Source organism: Bradyrhizobium sp. BRP23 (assembly GCF_020194135.1).
Lineage (GTDB): Bacteria > Pseudomonadota > Alphaproteobacteria > Rhizobiales > Xanthobacteraceae > Bradyrhizobium > Bradyrhizobium yuanmingense.
This window is the reverse complement of record NZ_JADYVW010000030.1, coordinates 1-17,359: the sequence shown is the minus strand read 5'-3', so window position 1 is coordinate 17,359 and position 17,359 is coordinate 1. Positions and strand designations below refer to the sequence as shown.

Genomic DNA, 17,359 nt, shown 5'->3' with positions numbered 1-17,359 from the left:
CTTTCCGATATCGACAATGTCGATGGGACCTATCGAGCCCGCGACTCTCCCCAAGGCCTGGCGGCCTTCGTACCTCACCGTCACCGCGGCCCGGGCAACCAGCCCTACGCCGCGGTCCAGTGGAGGACATCTTGATGATTCACGCGGCCAAGACCTATCAGGTCGGCGAAGCATCCATCACGCGGATCGACGAGTTGCGGCTTGCCGCATTCAAGTTCGACGCGCTCTATCCGGGAGGCGAGCCGCGGGCGCTGGAGCGCCATCGCGACAGCCTGGAGGCGGGCTCGTTCGATGCTGCGACCGGTACCTTCATCCAAAGCATTCACAGCTGGGTGGTCAGGACACCGCACCACACGATCCTGATCGACACGGCCACCGGCAACGACAAGAACCGGCCGGAGATTCCGCCGCTTCACCGGCTCAACGAGCCGTTCCTGGCGCGGCTGGCCGCAGCGGGCGTCACGCCGGAGCAGGTCGACTACGTGCTGCTCACCCACGTGCATGCCGATCACGTCGGCTGGAACACCCGTCTCGTCGACGGACGCTGGGTCCCGACCTTCCCGAATGCGACCTACGTCTTCTCCGCGATCGAGCAGGCCTATGGCGAGAGCCTCGCGACGGGCACAGAGCCGACTGGAGCGGCCCGCCCGGCCCCGGCCCTCGGCCCCGCGCTGCGCAAGCCGGCCGACCGTGTCTATGACGACAGCGTCCGGCCGGTGATCGAGGCCGGACTTGCCAGGCTCATCGCGGTGGACGGGAGCGAGGCCATCGAGGGCATCTCGTTCGTCCCGACGCCCGGCCACAGCGTCGATCACGCCTCCATCCGGCTCGTCTCGCGTGGCGAAGAGGCGCTCTTCGCCGGAGACGTGATGCACCATCCGCTCCAGGTCTATGAGCCTTCACTCAATTCCTGCTTCTGCGAATTCCCGGAAGCCGCGTTGCGCTCGCGCGCCTTCGTGCTGGAGGACGCTGCCGAGCGGGGCTCAATCATCTTCACCACCCATTTCGCACAGTCATCGGTCGGCCGCGTCAGCCGCACCGGAGGACGCTTCACCTGGCAATTCGTCTGAACGGAGAACGATCATGAATCAGCACGCCAGCGCGCGCGTCGACAGGCCCAAGATCGTAGTCGAGGATCTCATGATCCCGAGCGACACGGCCGGAATTTCGCTTCACCTGCGCAACAAGCGCCCCGCGGCGCTCGAGACCTTCTCCGCCGAGCGAACCATCCTGATGATGCACGGCGCGACCTATTCATCGGGAAGCCTTTTCGATACGCCGCTCGGTGGCCTCTCGTTCATGGATCATCTCGCCGGCCATGGCTACGACGTCTTCGCTCTCGACGTGCGCGGCTATGGCCAATCGACCCGCCCGCCCGAGATGGACGCGCCGCCGGAGCAGTCCGCACCGCTCGTGCGCACCGAAGCCGGCGTGCGTGACCTCGCCAGCGCCGTCGCGCACATCCTGAAGCAGCGCAGGATCGCGCGCCTCAATCTGGTTGCCATGTCCTGGGGCGGCTCGGTGGCCGGCGCTTACACTGCAGGCAACAACGACAAGGTCGTCAAGCTCGCGCTGGTCGCGCCGCTTTGGGTGCTGCAGGGCCCAGCTCCGATCGATGCTGGCGGGCGCCTCGGCGGCTATCGCAACGTTCCGGTGCTGGACTTCAGGGAGCGCTGGCTTTCGGCTGCGCCGGAAGCGGCACGATCGAGCTTGATCCCGGCGGGCGGCTTCGAGCGCTGGGCCAATATCTCGCTCGCCACCGACCCGCTAGGCAGCGCGCAAGCGCCTGCCATCATGCGTGCAGTCAACGGCCCGATCCTGGACATCCGCGAATACTGGGCCGCGGGCAAGAGGCTCTATGACGCCGCCGACATTCGCGTGCCCGTGCTCCTGGTCCACGCGGAATGGGACCAGGACGTTCCTATCGACTCGGCGCAGAACTTCTTCCTTTCGTTGAAGCATGCGCCATACCGGCGATGGGTCGAGATTGGCGAAGGCACGCACATGGTTCTGCTGGAGAAAAACCGTCTGCAGGCGTTCGATGCGATCAACCAGTTTCTCGGCGAAGATTACAGCTAGCGCGGCGTCCTGCTGCACCGCGAAAATCACTCGCGCCGCAACATTCAAAAATGAGACTGCCAGTCAAGCCGAACGAGGCCGCGATGGGTGCAGCGCATCCGACTTCGGTTAGCTTTCCTCCAAAGCCGCGGGCTTCGAGAGCCACTGGCACCATACGGTTCGTCGCGGCAACAAGCGATGACACAGGGAGGAGCACATGTCGAAATGCAGCATCGGACTGCTCGCGTTGAGCAGCCTGTTTCTTTCGGGCGCGGCGATCGCCCAGGAAAAGATCAAGGTGGGCGTGACCGCAACGCTCGAGGGCACCTACACGGTGCTCGGCGAGGACGGCATGCGCGGCCACCAGACCGCGCTTAACGTGCTCGGCAAGAAGGTCGGCGACAAGGAACTCGAATTCATCGTCGCTTCGACCGATGCAACGCCGGACTCCGCCGTGCGCGCCGTGCGCAAGCTGATCGAGCAGGACAAGGTGCAGATCCTGCTGTCGCCGCTCTCCGGCGACGAAGGCATCGCGGTCAAGAATTTTGCCAAGAGCCATCCCGGGCTGACGTTCATCAATGCCGCATCCGGTGCGCAGGAAACGACCTATGTCGACCCGGCACCGAACTTCTTCCGCTACAACATGGACGGCGCGCAGTGGCAGATCGGCCTCGGCAAATACGCCTATGAAGAGAAGAAGTATCGCAAGATCGCGACCGTCGGCGAGGACTATTCCTTCATCTATACCCAGGTGTTCGGGCTGGTGCTCGAGTTCTGCGGCATGGGCGGACAGGTCACCAACCGGCAATGGGTGCCGCTGGGAACGAAGGACTTCGCCTCCGTCATCGCTGCCCTGCCCGACGACGTCGATGCCATCTATCTCGGGCTTGGCGGCGCCGACGCCGTCAACTTCCTCAACCAGTATCAGCAGGCCGGCGGGAAGGCGCATCTGATGGGCGGTTCCATCATGATCGACCAGACCATCCTGTCGTCGAAGGGCAACGCCAAGAACGCGCTGATCGGAACCATCGCGGCGAGCGGACAGGCCGACACCTGGGAGGATCCGGGCTGGCAGAAATTCGTGAAGGCCTATCAAGACGCCTTCCCGCCCAACAAGCGCTTCCCGAGCCCGTCGCTGCTCGCCACCAACTACTATAATTCAACCATGGCGCTGATCCTCGCACTGCGTCAGGTCAACGGCGATCTCTCCAACAACCAGGCCAAGTACAAGGAAGCACTGGCGAAGATCGAGCTCGACGCACCGAACGGCAAGATCAAGCTCGACTCCAACCGCCAGGCGATCGGCACCAACTTCGTCACCGAAGTCGTCGACGACGGCAAGGGCGCGCTGTTCAGCAAGGTCGTGAAGGTGATCCCGAACGTGAACCAGACGCTCGGCTACGACCCGGCCGTGTTCTCCAAGATCGGGCTGCCGAGCCGCACCGTGCCGGAATGTAAGAAGTACTGACGCATCACGTCAGGCAGACGCAACCGGGGAGCGACTCGCTGACGCGGTCGCTCTCCGCTCTTGCAATCTCGGCGGTGTTGTTGAAGGCTGGCCGAAAAGACAAGAACATTCGGGAGGGGAAGGCATGAGCCGTGCGCTCGCCGTCTTCCATGGCCGCTTCGGCCGGGCGACGGTTTATCAGTTGAACCGGCCTTTCAATATCCACGCCCATCGCGAAGGTCATCTGATCTTCCATGTCGGCGGCATGTCGGCATGCATCGATGTCTCCGAAGGGCATTACGATCTCACCGAGACGTCGGTCGTCGCCGTCAATCCCTGGGAACCGCACAACTTCCTGCCGACCGATCTTGACGGCGGCGCCATCTTCTTCGTGCTCTACGTCAACGCCGAATGGTTCGCGCCGGATGCCTCCGGCTCCGACCGGTTGCGCTTCGGCCGCACCCAGTTCAAGCGCACGCCAGCACTCGACAAGCACATCAGGCGGACCGCCGCGCTCGTGTGCGGCGCACCATCGCTCTCCAGTCTCGATTCCGAGCTGAGGCGGCTGATCGACATTTGCTACGATGAAAGCTGGCAGCAGGCCGAGATCGCGCGAGATCCGCGCGCAGTCGGTGCCGTCACCGACTTTCGCGTGCGCAAGTGCATCAAGATGATGTCGGAGAGCCCCGGCGCTGAAATCGAACTCGACACCATCGCGCGCGAATCCGGCCTGTCGCGACCGCATTTCTACCGGCTGTTCCGCGTGCAGACCGGCGTCACGCCGAACCTCTATCTCAACACGCTGATCATGGAACAGGCGCTCGAAGCGCTGGTGGCGAGCGAGACGCCGATCGCCGACATCGGCTTCGATCTCGGCTTTTCCTCGCAGAGCGGTTTCACGCGCTTCTTCGCCGCCAATGTCGGGATGGCCCCGACCGATTATCGTCGCGCCGCCAAGGTTTTGCGCGCCTGAGCGCAGACCACGAAAAGATACTCACGATCAAATGTCGTCCTCCCCGTCTGGCTAGGATGTCGGCAACGCGATCCCGAAAGAGAGGATCGTGAGTGACGGGAGGACGTTCGTCCATGGCAGGGCCAGCAGCCGGCAACGGCTTGCATGCCCCCTCGCCCCACTCGCGGGGAGAGGGTCGGGGTCGGGGAGAGTCTCCGCAAGCGCGGTGGCGGTTTGACTCGCGGAGAGCCCCCTCACCCGGCGCTGCGCGCCGACCCCTCCCCGCGAGCGGGGCGAGGTAAGCCATGAGCCGCTTCGTCGAACGCCATCCGGCCTGGGCGCTGATTACGATCATCGCGATTGCGGTCGCGCTCTGGCTGGTCTTCGCGGTCTGGCCGCCCGGGCTGGAAGAGGCGATCGGCCGCAAGCGCGTCTTTCTCAACGCGGTCTTCAATGGCATCACGCTCGGGGGCCTCTACTTCCTGGTCGCCAGCGGCTTCACGCTGATCTTCGGCCTGATGCGCAACGTCAACCTGGCGCACGGCTCGCTCTATCTATTCGGCGGCTATATCGGCTACGCCATCAGCACATCGTCCGGTTCGTGGATCCTCGGCTTCATCATCGCCTTCATCCTGACCGCTGCCGTCGGCGTGCTGCTGCAGGTGATCGTGTTCCGCCGGATGGAGGGTCAGGATCTCAGGCAAACCATGGTGACGATCGGATTGTCGATCGTGTTTGCCGATCTGATGTTGTGGGCCTGCGGCGGCGACTTCTACCAGATCCAGACCCCGAACTGGCTGATCGGTCCGATCGAGCTGCCGCTGATCACTGCGATCAAGTCCTCGGGCGAGCCGGTCTATCTCAGATATCCCATGGTGCGGCTCGTGATCTTCATCGCGTCCGTGATCATCGGTGTGGCGATGTGGCTTGCGCTCAACCGCACCCGGATCGGCATGATCATCCGTGCCGGCGTCGACGATCGCGATATTCTCGCCGCGACCGGCGTGCGCATCCAGCTCGTCTTCGTCGGCGTGTTCGCCTTCGGTGCTGGGCTTGCGGGCATCGCCGGCGTCGTCGGCGGCACCTTCCAGTCATTGTCGCCCGGCGAAGACATCCGTTTCCTGCTGGCGTCCCTCGTCGTCGTGATCGTCGGCGGCATGGGCTCGATCCCGGGCGCCGCGCTCGGCGCGGTGATCATCGGCCTCGCCGAGCAGCTCGGTTCGGTCTACATCCCGACCTATGCCATCGTCGTGACCTTCCTGATCATGGTGCTGGTGCTGGCGATCCGGCCGCAAGGCCTGTTGGCGAGGCGCTGAGATGTCGCTCGCCCACGATGCCCGCCTCGCCGTAGGCCGCGCCACCGAGGCGCAGCGCGCGGCCCGGACCTGGCCGGAGATCAACAACCCCGCCGCCTGGGCCGTCGCGGCCATCCTCGTAATCATGCCGCTGATCGCGAGCAGCTTTTTTCTGATCGAGATCTTCGCGACCACGCTGATCCTCGGCACCATGGCGCTGAGCCTGATGTTTCTTGCCGGCTATGGCGGCATGGTCAGCCTGATGCAGCTCACCATTGCAGGTTTTTCGGCCTACATGGTCGCCGTGTTCGGCGTCAGCGGCAACGCCAATATCAGCCTGGGCTGGCCGTGGTGGCTCGCAGTGCCGATGGCGCTGGCGCTGGCGACCGCGTTCGGCACGCTCGGCGGCGCGCTCGCGGTGCGTACCGAAGGCATCTACACCATCATGATCACGCTCGCCATTGGGGCTGCCTTCTACTATTTCACCAATCAGAACTGGGCGATCTTCAACGGCCATACCGGCATCAACAACGTGGCCACGCCGCGCTTCTGGGGCGTGAACTGGCGCGCCGACATTCCCTTCTACTACATCGTGCTCGCCGTCGCCGCGTTCTGCTATTTCGCGGTCCAGTATGTCGTGCGAGCGCCCTTCGGACTCGCCCTTCAGGGCGTACGCGACAATCCGCGGCGCATGGCGGCGCTCGGCTTCAACGTCAACGCGCACCGGATCGCGGCCTATGCCTTCGCATCCTTCATTGCGGCGCTGGCCGGCGTGCTCCAGGTCTGGAACTACCGCCAGATCTCACCGGGCTCGGTCAGCGTCGGGGCCTGCATCGACGTGTTGATCATCGCCGTCGTCGGCGGTATTACGCGCCCGATCGGGCCGTTCATCGGCGCGCTGACATTCGTGCTGCTGCGGACCTTCGCGCTCGACTTCCTGGTCCGGCTAGGACTCGACGGCAACCGCTTCCGCCTGCTGATCGGGCTCGGCTTCCTCGCCATCGTGTTCTGGTCCTCGGACGGCGTCATCGGCCTGTGGCAGCGCTGGCGTCAGCATCAACGGCGCGAGGTGAGCCGCTCCGGTAGAGGGCGCGGTCATGGATAGCGTCGCCCAGCGCCTCTCCGCCGTCGGTGCCGGCGCTGCGCTGGAGCTGCGCGGCGTGACGCGGCTGTTCGGCGCGCTCGCCGCGCTGACCGACGTCACCATCACGGTGCGACCGGGCGAGCGGCGCGCCGTGCTCGGCTCGAACGGTGCCGGCAAGACCACGCTGTTCAACTGCATCACAGGCGATTTCCCGCCCTCCTCCGGCACCATCCGCTTCTTCGGCGAGGACGTCACGCATTTCCCGCCCTATGAGCGCATCCGTCGCGGGCTGCGCCGCACCTACCAGATTTCGGCGCTGTTCCCCGGCCTTACCGTGCAGGACAACGTCTATCTCGCCTGCCGCGGCGTCTCGCGCGGACGTTTCTCGTTCCTGCGTCCGGGGCAGAACGACGCACTGATGCATGCCGCGGACAATCTCGTGCAGGCCGTGCATCTATCCGCTGTGAAGGACCAGCGCGTGGCCGAGCTCGCCCACGGCCAGCAGCGCCAGCTCGAGATCGCGCTGGCGCTCGCAGGCGCACCGCGCTTCGTGCTGTTCGACGAGCCGGCCGCGGGCCTGTCGCCGACGGAGCGGGCCGAGCTGATCGAGATCCTGACCTCTCTGCCCGCCCATATCGGCTACATCATCATCGAGCACGACATGGACGTCGCGCTCCGCGTCGTCGAGAGCGTCACGATGATGCACAACGGGCGCGTCTTCAAGGAGGGCCTGCCGGAAGAGATCCAGTCCGACCCTGAGGTGCAGGAGCTTTATCTGGGAGGCGGCCATGAATGAGGCCCGCCGCAGCAATCCCGCGCTCGAGGTTCGCGGCCTCGACGTCTATTACGGCCACTCGCACGCCCTGCAAGGCGTCGATCTCACGCTGGATAGCGGCGTGTTCTCCGTCGTCGGCCGCAACGGCATGGGCAAGACCACGCTGTGCAAGGCGATCATGGGGCTGGTCGGCGTGAGTGGCGGCTCGATCCGCGTCCGCGGCGAGGATGTCACGCGGCGGCCGCCGGCCCAGATCGCCCGGCTCGGCGTCGGCTATGTGCCGCAGGGCCGCCGCCTGTGGCGCTCGCTCAGCGTCGACGAGCATCTGCAGCTCGCCGGCGGCCTGCGTTCGGGCGCATGGACCGTCGAGCGCATCTACGACACATTCCCGCGCCTCGCCGAGCGCAAAGGCCACGGCGGCGGCCAGCTCTCCGGCGGCGAGCAGCAGATGCTGGCGATCTCGCGCGCGCTGCTCACCAACCCGCACTTGCTCATCATGGACGAGCCGACCGAAGGCCTCGCGCCCGTCATCGTCGCGCAGGTCGAGGAGATGCTGCTGCAGCTGGGCGAAGACGGTGACATGTCCGTGCTCGTGATCGAGCAGAACATCGGCGTCGCCACCGCGATCTCGCGCAACGTCGCGATCATGGTCAACGGCCGCATCAACCGCATCATCGACTCCGCGCGCCTTGCCGCAGACCGCGAGCTGCAGCAGCGCCTGCTCGGCGTCGGGCTTCATGCGGAGCTCGAGACGGATATCGACGTCGCCGCTTCCGGCGCCGAAACGACACCGACACCGGCGCCACGGCGGGACGGGCCGGTGCGCATCTACATCTCCAACCCGACGCTGCCGACGCGATGGTCGCAACCGGTGCCGATCGCGCGCATCGAGGCCGCGGCGCGGACGCTCTCGACGCAAGTCGCGCGCGTCGACGAGACGGCGCGGCGCAAGCGCGAGCCGGCGGCGGCGCAGGCCTCGGGCCCGCCGGTGGTGCTGGTCGTCGGCACGCTCGACACCAAGGGCCAGGAGCTGCGCTACATCCGCGACATCATCGCCGAAAGCGGCCTGCGGACGCGGCTGGTCGACGTCTCGACCAGCGGCAAGCATTCATCCTGCGACGTCTCCGCGCAGGAGATCGCCCTGAACCACGGTCGCGGCGGCTCCGCCGTGTTCGGCACCGACCGTGGTGCCGCCGTGACAGCAATGGCGGACGCGTTTGCCAACTGGTTGCGGCGTCAGGGCAATGTCGCCGGCGTGATCTCCGCCGGCGGGTCCGGCGCGGCCTCGCTGGTCGCCCCAGGCATGCGCGGCCTGCCGGTCGGTGTGCCCAAGCTGATCATCTCCTCCGTCGCCTCAGGCGATGTCGGGCCCTATGTCGGCCCGGCGGATATCACGATGATGTACTCGGTCACCGACGTACAGGGGCTGAACTCGATCTCGCGCGCGGTGCTCGCCAATGGGGCCAATGCGCTCGCCGGCATGGTCAAGGCGCGGCTCGACACGCGTGCCGCCACGGCGCGCGAGGCCAGCGGGCTGCCCGCAATTGGCATCACCATGTTCGGCGTCACCACGCCGGCCGTGCAGAAGATCGCCGCCGACCTGCGCGGCGATTTCGAATGCCTGGTCTTCCATGCCACTGGCGTCGGCGGACGCTCGATGGAGAAGCTCGTGGAGTCCGGCCAGCTCGCCGGCGTGATCGACCTCACCACGACTGAGGTCTGCGACCTCCTGATGGGCGGCGTGTTTCCCGCGACCGAGGACCGCTTTGGCGCGGTCATCCGCAGCCGCCTGCCCTATGTCGGCTCGCTCGGCGCACTCGACATGGTCAATTTCGGCGCGCCCGACACCGTTCCCGAGCGCTATCGCGGCCGCAAATTCCACGTCCACAATCCGCAGGTGACGCTGATGCGGACGACCGTGGAAGAGAACGAGCGCATGGGCCGCTGGATCGGCGAGCGGCTGAACCAGATGGATGGCCCGGTGCGTTTCTTCCTGCCCGAGGGCGGCGTCTCCGCCCTCGACGCACGAGGCCAGCCGTTCTGGGATCCGGATGCCGACGCCGCGCTGTTCCGCACGCTGGAGCGGACCGTGCGGCAGACCGGCAACCGCCAGCTCATTCGCATCCCTAAGAACATCAACGATCCCGATTTCGCCGCCGCCATCGTCGGTGCGTTCCGAACCCTGTTCGGGCGCACCGGGGTGCGGCGGAGAGTAGCGAGGTGACCGATGGCCAGGTTTGAACGCGCGGCGCTGCTGAAAAGGTTTCGCGACATGGCAAGGCGCGGCGAGCCGATCGTCGGCGGCGGGGCCGGCACCGGGCTCTCAGCCAAATGCGAGGAAGCCGGCGGCGTCGACCTCATCGTCATCTATAATTCCGGCCGCTACCGCATGGCCGGGCGTGGCTCGCTCGCGGGCCTGATGGCCTATGGCGATGCCAACGCCATCGTGCTGGAAATGGCGAGCGAAGTGCTCCCCGTGGTCGACCAGACCCCGGTGCTGGCGGGCGTCAACGGCACCGATCCCTTCCGCGACATGGACGTCTTTCTCGACCAGCTGAAGGCACTCGGGTTTGCCGGCGTCCAGAACTTTCCGACCGTCGGCCTGATCGACGGCACCTTCCGCGCCAATCTCGAAGAGACCGGTATGTCCTATGCGCTCGAGATCGACATGATCGCCAGGGCGCACGACAAGGACATGCTGACCACGCCCTACGTGTTCAGCGAGAAGGAAGCCGCAGCGATGGCGATCGCCGGCGCCGATATCATCGTCTGCCACATGGGTCTGACCACCGGCGGCACGATCGGTGCGCAGACCGCCTTGAGGCTCAACGACTGCCCGGCGCGGATCGACACCTGGGCCAATGCCGCGCTCAGCGTCAATCCGGACATCCTGGTATTGGCGCATGGCGGCCCGATCGCCGATCCGGCCGACGCCGATTTCATCATGAAGAACACCCGTCATTGCCACGGCTTCTACGGCGCGTCCTCGATGGAGCGGCTGCCGGTGGAGCGGGCGCTGACGGAACAGGTGCGGCAATTCAAGGCGATCGGCGCGCGATAACGTCTGATTGGTTCGAGGGAGGAAAAGATGTCAGGGATGTTGGTCGGTGAATTGATCCTCTGGCTGATCGTCGCGATCATCGTGATCGTGGTTGGCGTCTATATCGTGAACTGGCTCTACCACCGCTCCTCCAAGGAGACATCGTTCGTCCGCACCGGCTTCCTTGGCGAACGCGTGGTGATCAATGGCGGCGCCTTCGTGCTGCCGTTCATCCACGACTACACGCCCGTCAATATGAACGTGCTGCCGATGGGCATCGTACGGTCGAAGCAGGATGCCGTGATCACGCGCGACCGCATGCGCGTCGACATCGAGGCCGACTTCTACGTCCGCGTGCAGCCGACCCGCGAGGCCGTCTCGATCGCCGCGGCGACGCTCGGCCGCCGCACCCTGGAACCGGGGCAGCTCCATGCGCTGCTGGCCGGCAAGTTCATCTCGGCGATCCGCTCGGTCGCCTCCGAGATGACCATGGAGGAAATGCACGAACGTCGCGGCGACTACGTCGCGCGGGTCAAGACCGAAGCGGCGGAAGCTCTCGCCCAGAACGGCCTCGAGCTGGAATCGGTCGCGATCACCGATCTCGACCAGACCGACCTCGAGTTCTTCAACCCGTCGAACCGGTTCGACGCCGAAGGCCTGACCCGGTTGATGGAGGACATCGAGGCTAGGCGGAAGCTGCGCAACGACATCGAGCAGGATTCGATGATCAAGATCCGCTCCCGCAACCTGGAAGCCGAGCGGCAGGCGCTCGAGATCGAGCGCGAGAGCGAGACCGCACGCCTGGAGCAGGAACGCGACATCGAGATGCGCCGCGCGCTTCAGCGCACCGAAGTCGCCCGCGAGCGGGCCCTGCGCGAGACCGAGGCCGAACAGGCGCAGATTTCCGCCCGCGAGGCCATCGAGCGCGCCCGCATCGCCAATGAGCAGGCGATCGCCGAAGCCCGCATCGCCTCGGAGCGCGAGACCCGCCAGAAGGAGATCGAGCGGACCCGCACGATCGAGGAAAAGGAGCTGCTGGCGCGCGAGGAGATCGAGAAGACAAGGATCGCCAACCAGCGCTCGATTGACACCACCCGCATCGCCTCCGAACGCGAAGTGCGCCAGCGCGAGATCGAGCGGATGCGTACGGTCGAGGAAGCCGAGATCGCCGCGCGCGAGGCGATCGAAAAGGCCCGCATCCAGCAGGACCGCGTCGTCACCGACGCCCGCATCGCCAACGAGGAGGAGACGCGCCGCCGCGAGATCGAGCGGACGCGCGCGGTCGACGAGGCCGAGATTGCAGCACGCGAGGCCACCGAAAAGGCCCGCATCGCCCAGACGTTGATCGTCAATGTCGAGCGCATCTCCTCCGACGAGCGTACCCGCGCGCTGGAGATCCAGCAGGTGCGAACCATCCAGGAGGCCGAGATCGAGGCCCAGCGCGCGGTGGAAGCCGCCCGCATCGCCCGCGAGCGGACGCTCGCCGCCGAGCGCATCGCCGCCGAGCAGAACACGCGGCAGCTGGAGATCGAGCGCAACCAGGCGCTCGACGTCGCCGGCATCGCCGCACGCGAGACCACGGAAGCTTCGCGCATCGCGCAGGAGGAGCGCGTGCGCTCGCTGGAAATCGCCCGCAACCGCGCTGTCGAGGAAGCCGATATCGCCTCGCGCGAGGCGATCGAGGCAGCCCGCATCGCCCAGGAAAAGACGGTCGCGGCCGAGCGCATCCAGGCCGAACGGGAAACGCGCGCGCTGGAGATCGAACGGACCGGGATCCTGGATGCCGCCGAGCTGAAGCGGCGCGACGCCATCGAGCGGCAGCGCATCACGGTCGATCTGGCACTCGAGGCCGAGCGCATCAATGCCTCCAAGAAGCGCGAGGTGCTGAACATCGAGCAGAAGAAGGCGATCGAGATCGCGGACGAGGACCGCGTCATCGCGCTGTCCACCAAGAAGTCCGAGCGGATCGACGCCGACCGCCAGGTCCGGCAGGCCGAGATCGTCGCGCGCAAGGAAGTCGAGACCACCGACGTCTCGCGCGAGCAGGCCCTGGAGGCGGCGCGCATCGAGCGGCGCCGCGCCATCGAGCAGCTCGAGGTCGCCCGCGTGCAATCGCTCCAGGAGGCCGAAATCGCCGCGCGCGAGGAGGTCGAGCGAGCCCGCATCGCCTCCGACCGCGGCCTCGACGAGGCTCGCATCGGCCGCGAGCGCGAGCTGCGCAAGCTCGAGGTCAATCGTGAGAAGGAGGTCGAGACCGTCCTGATGGAGAAGGCGATCGCGATCCACACCAAATCCCTGGAAGAGTCCGCAGCCAAGGCCTCTGCCGAGGAAGCCCGGATGCGCGCGACGGAAGCCACCGAGCGCGTCGTCACCGCGCGAGAGAGCGAGATCGCCAAGCGTCGCAAGACGGTCGAAATCCTGCTGGCCGAGAAGCAGGCGGAGGAGACCCGCATCGCGGCCGAAGCCGAGCGTGTGCGCGCCGCCGTCGAAGCCGAAGCGCAGCGCATGCTCAACGAAGCCGAGAACGTACTGACAGACCAGGCGCGCTACTCGCTGTTCCGCAGAAAGCTGCTCGACCGCATCGAAGGCATCGTGCGCGAGAGCGTCAAGCCGATGGAGAAGATCGAGGGCATCCGCATCCTCCAGGTCGACGGCCTCAACGGCAACGGCCATGGGAACGGCAATGGCGGTCGCAGCGCCACCGACGAGGTGATCGACTCGGCGCTGCGCTACCGCGTCCAGGCGCCGCTGATCGATTCCATCCTGTCGGATATCGGCGTCGAAGGCGGCAGTCTCGCCAAGATGCCGGGGCTGATCCGTGAAGCCCGCGACATGCAGGGCATCAAGGAGGCCGCGCGCAAGGGTAGCGGCGGAGGTGGTGGCGGTGGTGGTGACAAGCCGGCGGCTTCCTCGCCTGCGACCGAGGGCGGCGAGCCGCCGGCCGAGCGCGGCCCGCGGAAGAAGAGCTGAGGTCTCAAGCGATGGCCCGCGTCTACGTCTCCACCGTCGTCAACGCCCGCAACGACCGCGTCTGGGCGCGGGTGCGCGATTTCAACGGTCTGCCGAACTGGCATCCGGCCATCGCCGAAAGCCGGATCGAGGGCGGCGAGCCCTCCGACAAGATCGGCTGTGTCAGGGATTTCCGCCTGCGCAACGGCGACCGCATCCGCGAGAAGCTGCTCGGCCTCTCCGACTTCGACATGTTTTGCACCTACTCCATCCTGGAATCGCCGATGGGCGTCGAGAACTACGTCGCCACCCTGCGCCTGACGCCCGTCACCGACGGCGACCAGACGTTCATGGAATGGACGGCGGAATTCGACTGCGCGCCGGAGCGTGAAACCGAGCTCGTCAACAACATCGGCGGCGGCGTATTCCAGGGCGGCTTCGACGCCCTCAAGCGCGTGTTCGGAGGCTAGCCGTGCCGCATATCGTCAAGAGCACGATCCTGAACGCATCGACCGACGCGGTGTGGGACGTGCTGCGCGATTTCAACGGGCACGACCGCTGGCACCCGGCGGTCGCGACCTCCTCCATCGAACGCGCGCAGTCCGCCGACAAGATCGGCTGCGTCAGGCGGTTCAAGCTCAAGGACGGCTCGGAGCTACGCGAACAATTGCTGGCGCTGTCCGATCTCGAACAGACCTTCAGCTATTGCCTGCTCGATACGCCGGTCCCGATGTTCAACTACGTCGCCCATGTTCGCTTGCTGCCGGTGACCGACGGCGACCGCACCTTCTGGCACTGGGAATCGCGCTTCACGACCAAGCCGGAGGACAAGGACCGCATCACCCACATGGTCGCCGAAGACATCTATCAGGCCGGATTTGAAGCGATCCGCCGCCATCTGAAGGAGGCCGCCTAAGCCATGGCCGTGACGGTAAAGACTTTTGCGAATGCGAGCGAGGCGGCTGGCGCGCTGTCGTCGGACCGGAGCGCGCGCTATCTCGGCGGCGGCACGCTGGTGATGCGGGCGCTGAACGAAGGCGACGTCTCGATCTCGACGATCGTCCGGGCGCGGGACCAGGCGCTGACCCGGATCGACGCCTCAAGTCCACGCATCACGCTGGGCGCCGGCGTCACCTTCGCGCGCGTGCTCGCCGAGCGCGACCTCGCCTTCCTGCATGCCCCCGCCCGCTCGATCGGCGGTCCTGCCGTGCGCAACATGGGCACGGTCGGCGGCAATCTGTTCGCGCCGAACCCTTACGGCGATTTCACCGTGGCACTGCTGGCGCTCGACGCCACTATTGCGGTTCAGGGCGGCTTCGGCTCGCGCGATATTCCGATCGAGGAGTTTCTGCAGGGGCGCGAGCGCCAGGCCGGGACTTTGGTGCTGTCGGTGTCCTGCACGCGGCCGGCAAGCAGCGAGGCGTTCCGATATCGCAAGATCGCCCGCATCAAGCCGAAGGGCGGCTCGGTGATCACGCTTGCCGCGCATCTGCCGGTCAGCGGCGGACGGATCGCGGGTGCGCGGATTGCGCTGGGCTCGATGGCGCCGACCCAGATCCGCGCTCGCGCCGTCGAGCGCGCGCTGGAGGGCCGCTCGCTGGATGCGGCGACCATCGCAGCTGCGGCCTCTGCCGCCACAGAAGGAACATCGCCCTCAGACAACGCGCTCGGCAGTGCCTGGTATCGCCGCGAGATCGTCGGTGTGCATTTGCGGCGCCTGCTGTCGGGACAGGAATAGCTCGCCATGACAAAAATCCCCCTGCAGTTTCGCCACAACGGCCGCGACGTCGCGATCTTCGTCGACGGCGGCACCAACCTGCTCGTCGCGCTGCGCGAGCTGATCGGCGACATGACGCCGAAATTCGGCTGCGGCCAGGGTGGCTGCGGCACCTGCAGCGTGCTGATAGACGGCGAGCTTCACCTCTCCTGCCTGACGCTCGCCGAGACCGTCGCGGGCCGTTCGGTCGAGACACTCGACGGCATGAAGCAAGGCCCGAACCTGCATCCGCTGCAGCGCGCCTTTGCCGACAACTTTGCTGCCCAATGCGGCTATTGCACGCCGGGCATGCTGATGGCCGCAAAGGCGCTGCTCGACCGCAATCCCGCCCCGAGCCGGGCCGACGTCATCGAGGCGATCTCCGGCAACATCTGCCGCTGCACCGGCTACGAGCCGATCATCAATGCCATCCTCGCCGCCGCGGGCGGCCGGGCCAGCGCCTGAGGTCAGACCATGCTGGAACTGCGCAAGGACATCTTCGCCGACGAGCGCGACGATAATTTGAAGGAGATCGGCAAGGGCACGCAGCGGCAGGACATGCTCGGCCACATCACCGGCACGTCCAGCTATTTCAACGACCACCAGCTGCAGGGCATGCTGCACCTGAAGGTCGTGCGTTCGACCCAGGCCCATGCAAGGCTGCGCCGCATCGATACCACCGAGGCCGAGCGCTCGGCCGGCGTGCGCCGGATCATCCGCGGCGCGGACGTCCCACGCAACTTGAACACGCTGCTCAGCCTGATCAACTTCGGCAAGGACGACGAGCCATCGCTGGCCGTCGACAAGGTTCGCTACAAGGGCGAGCCGATCATCGCCATCGTCGCCGACAGCGAGCGCGAGGCGTTCGAGGCGATCGCGAAGGTCAGGATCGACTACGAACCGCTGCCGACCGTGTTCGACGTCGAGGACGCGCTGAAACCGGGCGCGCCCGTCGTCAACGAGACCTATCCGAAGAACGCCTTCATCTATCACGACGTCTATGATCACCAGCGCTTGCGCTTTGGCGATGCCGATGCCGCGCTCGCGACCGCCGACCACGTGCTCGAACAGCGCTATCAGATGTCGCCGATCGAGCACGCGCCGACCGAGACCAACGGCGCCATCGCCGCACCCGACACCAACGGCCGCTACGTCGTCTACACTTCGACGCAGGCGCTGTTCTTCTCGGTCGACACCTGCGCCAAGATCCTAGACGTGCCTTCCAACACCTTCCATTTCATCGGCGGCACCGTCGGCGGCGGCTTTGGCGGCAAGGTGGATACGCTGACCGAACCACTCGCGATCCTCGGCGCCATGCTGACCGGGCGCCCGGTGCGCTACATGTTCGGCCGCGAGGAGGAGATGCAATACGGCCCACCGCGCGGCGCCGAGCGCATCTACATCAAGGACGGCGTGATGCGCGACGGCCGCATCGTCGCGCGCAAGATCCGCGCCTATTTCGACAGCGGCGCTTATACGCGGCTGTCGAGCTATGCCGCCGTGAAATGCGCCGCGCACCTGCCGGGGCCCTACACCATCCCGAACGTCTATGGCGACGTCTATTGCGTCTTTACCAACCGCACGCCGGCAACGGCCATGCGCGGCTTCGGCGTCACCGCGATGGATTTTGCCATCGAATGCCAGATGGACAAGCTCGCAAACCTCGTCGGCATGGACCCGATGGAGTTCCGGATCCTGAATGCCTATCGCGACGGCGACATGAAGGCGCACCGGCGCGAAGCCAAGAACACCGCGCTGATCGAGTGCGTCCAGGTTGCGGCGGAGAAGGCCAAATGGCCAATCCGCGACGAGTTCAGGCGCGCCTCCTCGCGCAAGGACGGCGGCGGCAGCCGCGCCGTGATCCCGCCAACACCGACGGATTCGCGCAGCCGGCCCGCTGCGCCTGCGCAGCAGCGCACGACCTACGACCGCGCGCCGGTGACGGCGACAAGAGAGCCGCCGCGCGAACCACCTCCGCCGGCGCGCGGTCGTAGGTCGTGCGC

The 17,359-nt window shown here is 66.2% G+C and carries 15 protein-coding genes; all 15 read left to right on the top strand.

Going from position 1 to position 17,359, the window contains the following annotated elements:
* Nucleotides 1-134: 134 nt before the first annotated feature.
* The gene (locus I6F24_RS36695; RefSeq protein ID WP_225137875.1) at nucleotides 135-1,070 is read left to right on the top strand and encodes an MBL fold metallo-hydrolase; all 936 of its coding nucleotides are present in this window, start codon (nucleotides 135-137) and stop codon (nucleotides 1,068-1,070) included.
* Nucleotides 1,071-1,083: 13 nt separating this feature from the next.
* Nucleotides 1,084-2,079 (top strand): alpha/beta hydrolase, encoded by a 996-nt coding sequence (locus I6F24_RS36690; protein WP_225141328.1) that lies wholly within the window; start codon nucleotides 1,084-1,086, stop codon nucleotides 2,077-2,079.
* 196 nt (nucleotides 2,080-2,275) lie between these two features.
* On the top strand, nucleotides 2,276-3,526 hold the full coding sequence (locus I6F24_RS36685; protein ID WP_036013367.1) for an ABC transporter substrate-binding protein: 1,251 nt from the start codon (nucleotides 2,276-2,278) through the stop codon (nucleotides 3,524-3,526).
* Nucleotides 3,527-3,650: 124 nt separating this feature from the next.
* Complete coding sequence (locus I6F24_RS36680) at nucleotides 3,651-4,478, top strand: AraC family transcriptional regulator (RefSeq protein WP_225141326.1); 828 nt, start codon at nucleotides 3,651-3,653, stop codon at nucleotides 4,476-4,478.
* Nucleotides 4,479-4,762: 284 nt separating this feature from the next.
* The gene (locus tag I6F24_RS36675) at nucleotides 4,763-5,773 is read left to right on the top strand and encodes a branched-chain amino acid ABC transporter permease (RefSeq protein WP_036023789.1); all 1,011 of its coding nucleotides are present in this window, start codon (nucleotides 4,763-4,765) and stop codon (nucleotides 5,771-5,773) included.
* A 1-nt stretch (nucleotide 5,774) separates the two neighbouring features.
* On the top strand, nucleotides 5,775-6,857 hold the full coding sequence (locus I6F24_RS36670; RefSeq protein WP_036023787.1) for a branched-chain amino acid ABC transporter permease: 1,083 nt from the start codon (nucleotides 5,775-5,777) through the stop codon (nucleotides 6,855-6,857).
* A complete protein-coding gene (locus I6F24_RS36665) occupies nucleotides 6,850-7,632 on the top strand; it encodes an ABC transporter ATP-binding protein (protein WP_036023786.1) in 783 nt (260 codons plus the stop codon). Before I6F24_RS36670 ends, I6F24_RS36665 begins: the two co-directional genes overlap by 8 nt.
* Nucleotides 7,625-9,835, top strand: coding sequence for an ABC transporter permease (locus I6F24_RS36660; RefSeq protein WP_036023785.1), 2,211 nt, complete (start codon nucleotides 7,625-7,627; stop codon nucleotides 9,833-9,835). The genes I6F24_RS36665 and I6F24_RS36660 overlap by 8 nt, the downstream gene beginning before the upstream one ends.
* A 3-nt stretch (nucleotides 9,836-9,838) precedes the next feature.
* Nucleotides 9,839-10,672: a phosphoenolpyruvate hydrolase family protein gene (locus tag I6F24_RS36655; RefSeq protein WP_074448191.1), complete on the top strand. Its 834-nt coding sequence runs from the start codon at nucleotides 9,839-9,841 to the stop codon at nucleotides 10,670-10,672.
* A gap of 27 nt (nucleotides 10,673-10,699) precedes the next feature.
* Nucleotides 10,700-13,621 (top strand): flotillin family protein, encoded by a 2,922-nt coding sequence (locus I6F24_RS36650; protein ID WP_036023780.1) that lies wholly within the window; start codon nucleotides 10,700-10,702, stop codon nucleotides 13,619-13,621.
* A gap of 11 nt (nucleotides 13,622-13,632) precedes the next feature.
* Nucleotides 13,633-14,070, top strand: a complete 438-nt coding sequence (locus I6F24_RS36645; protein ID WP_036023778.1) for an SRPBCC family protein — start codon at nucleotides 13,633-13,635, stop codon at nucleotides 14,068-14,070.
* Between the two features lie 2 nt (nucleotides 14,071-14,072).
* On the top strand, nucleotides 14,073-14,516 hold the full coding sequence (locus tag I6F24_RS36640) for an SRPBCC family protein (protein WP_074448192.1): 444 nt from the start codon (nucleotides 14,073-14,075) through the stop codon (nucleotides 14,514-14,516).
* A gap of 3 nt (nucleotides 14,517-14,519) precedes the next feature.
* Nucleotides 14,520-15,338, top strand: coding sequence for an FAD binding domain-containing protein (locus I6F24_RS36635; RefSeq protein ID WP_036023774.1), 819 nt, complete (start codon nucleotides 14,520-14,522; stop codon nucleotides 15,336-15,338).
* Nucleotides 15,339-15,344: 6 nt separating this feature from the next.
* A complete protein-coding gene (locus I6F24_RS36630; RefSeq protein WP_036023772.1) occupies nucleotides 15,345-15,821 on the top strand; it encodes a (2Fe-2S)-binding protein in 477 nt (158 codons plus the stop codon).
* A 9-nt stretch (nucleotides 15,822-15,830) separates the two neighbouring features.
* Nucleotides 15,831-17,359, top strand: a 1,529-nt coding sequence (locus tag I6F24_RS36625) for a molybdopterin cofactor-binding domain-containing protein (protein ID WP_225156583.1), incomplete at its 3' end; no start/stop codon positions are given.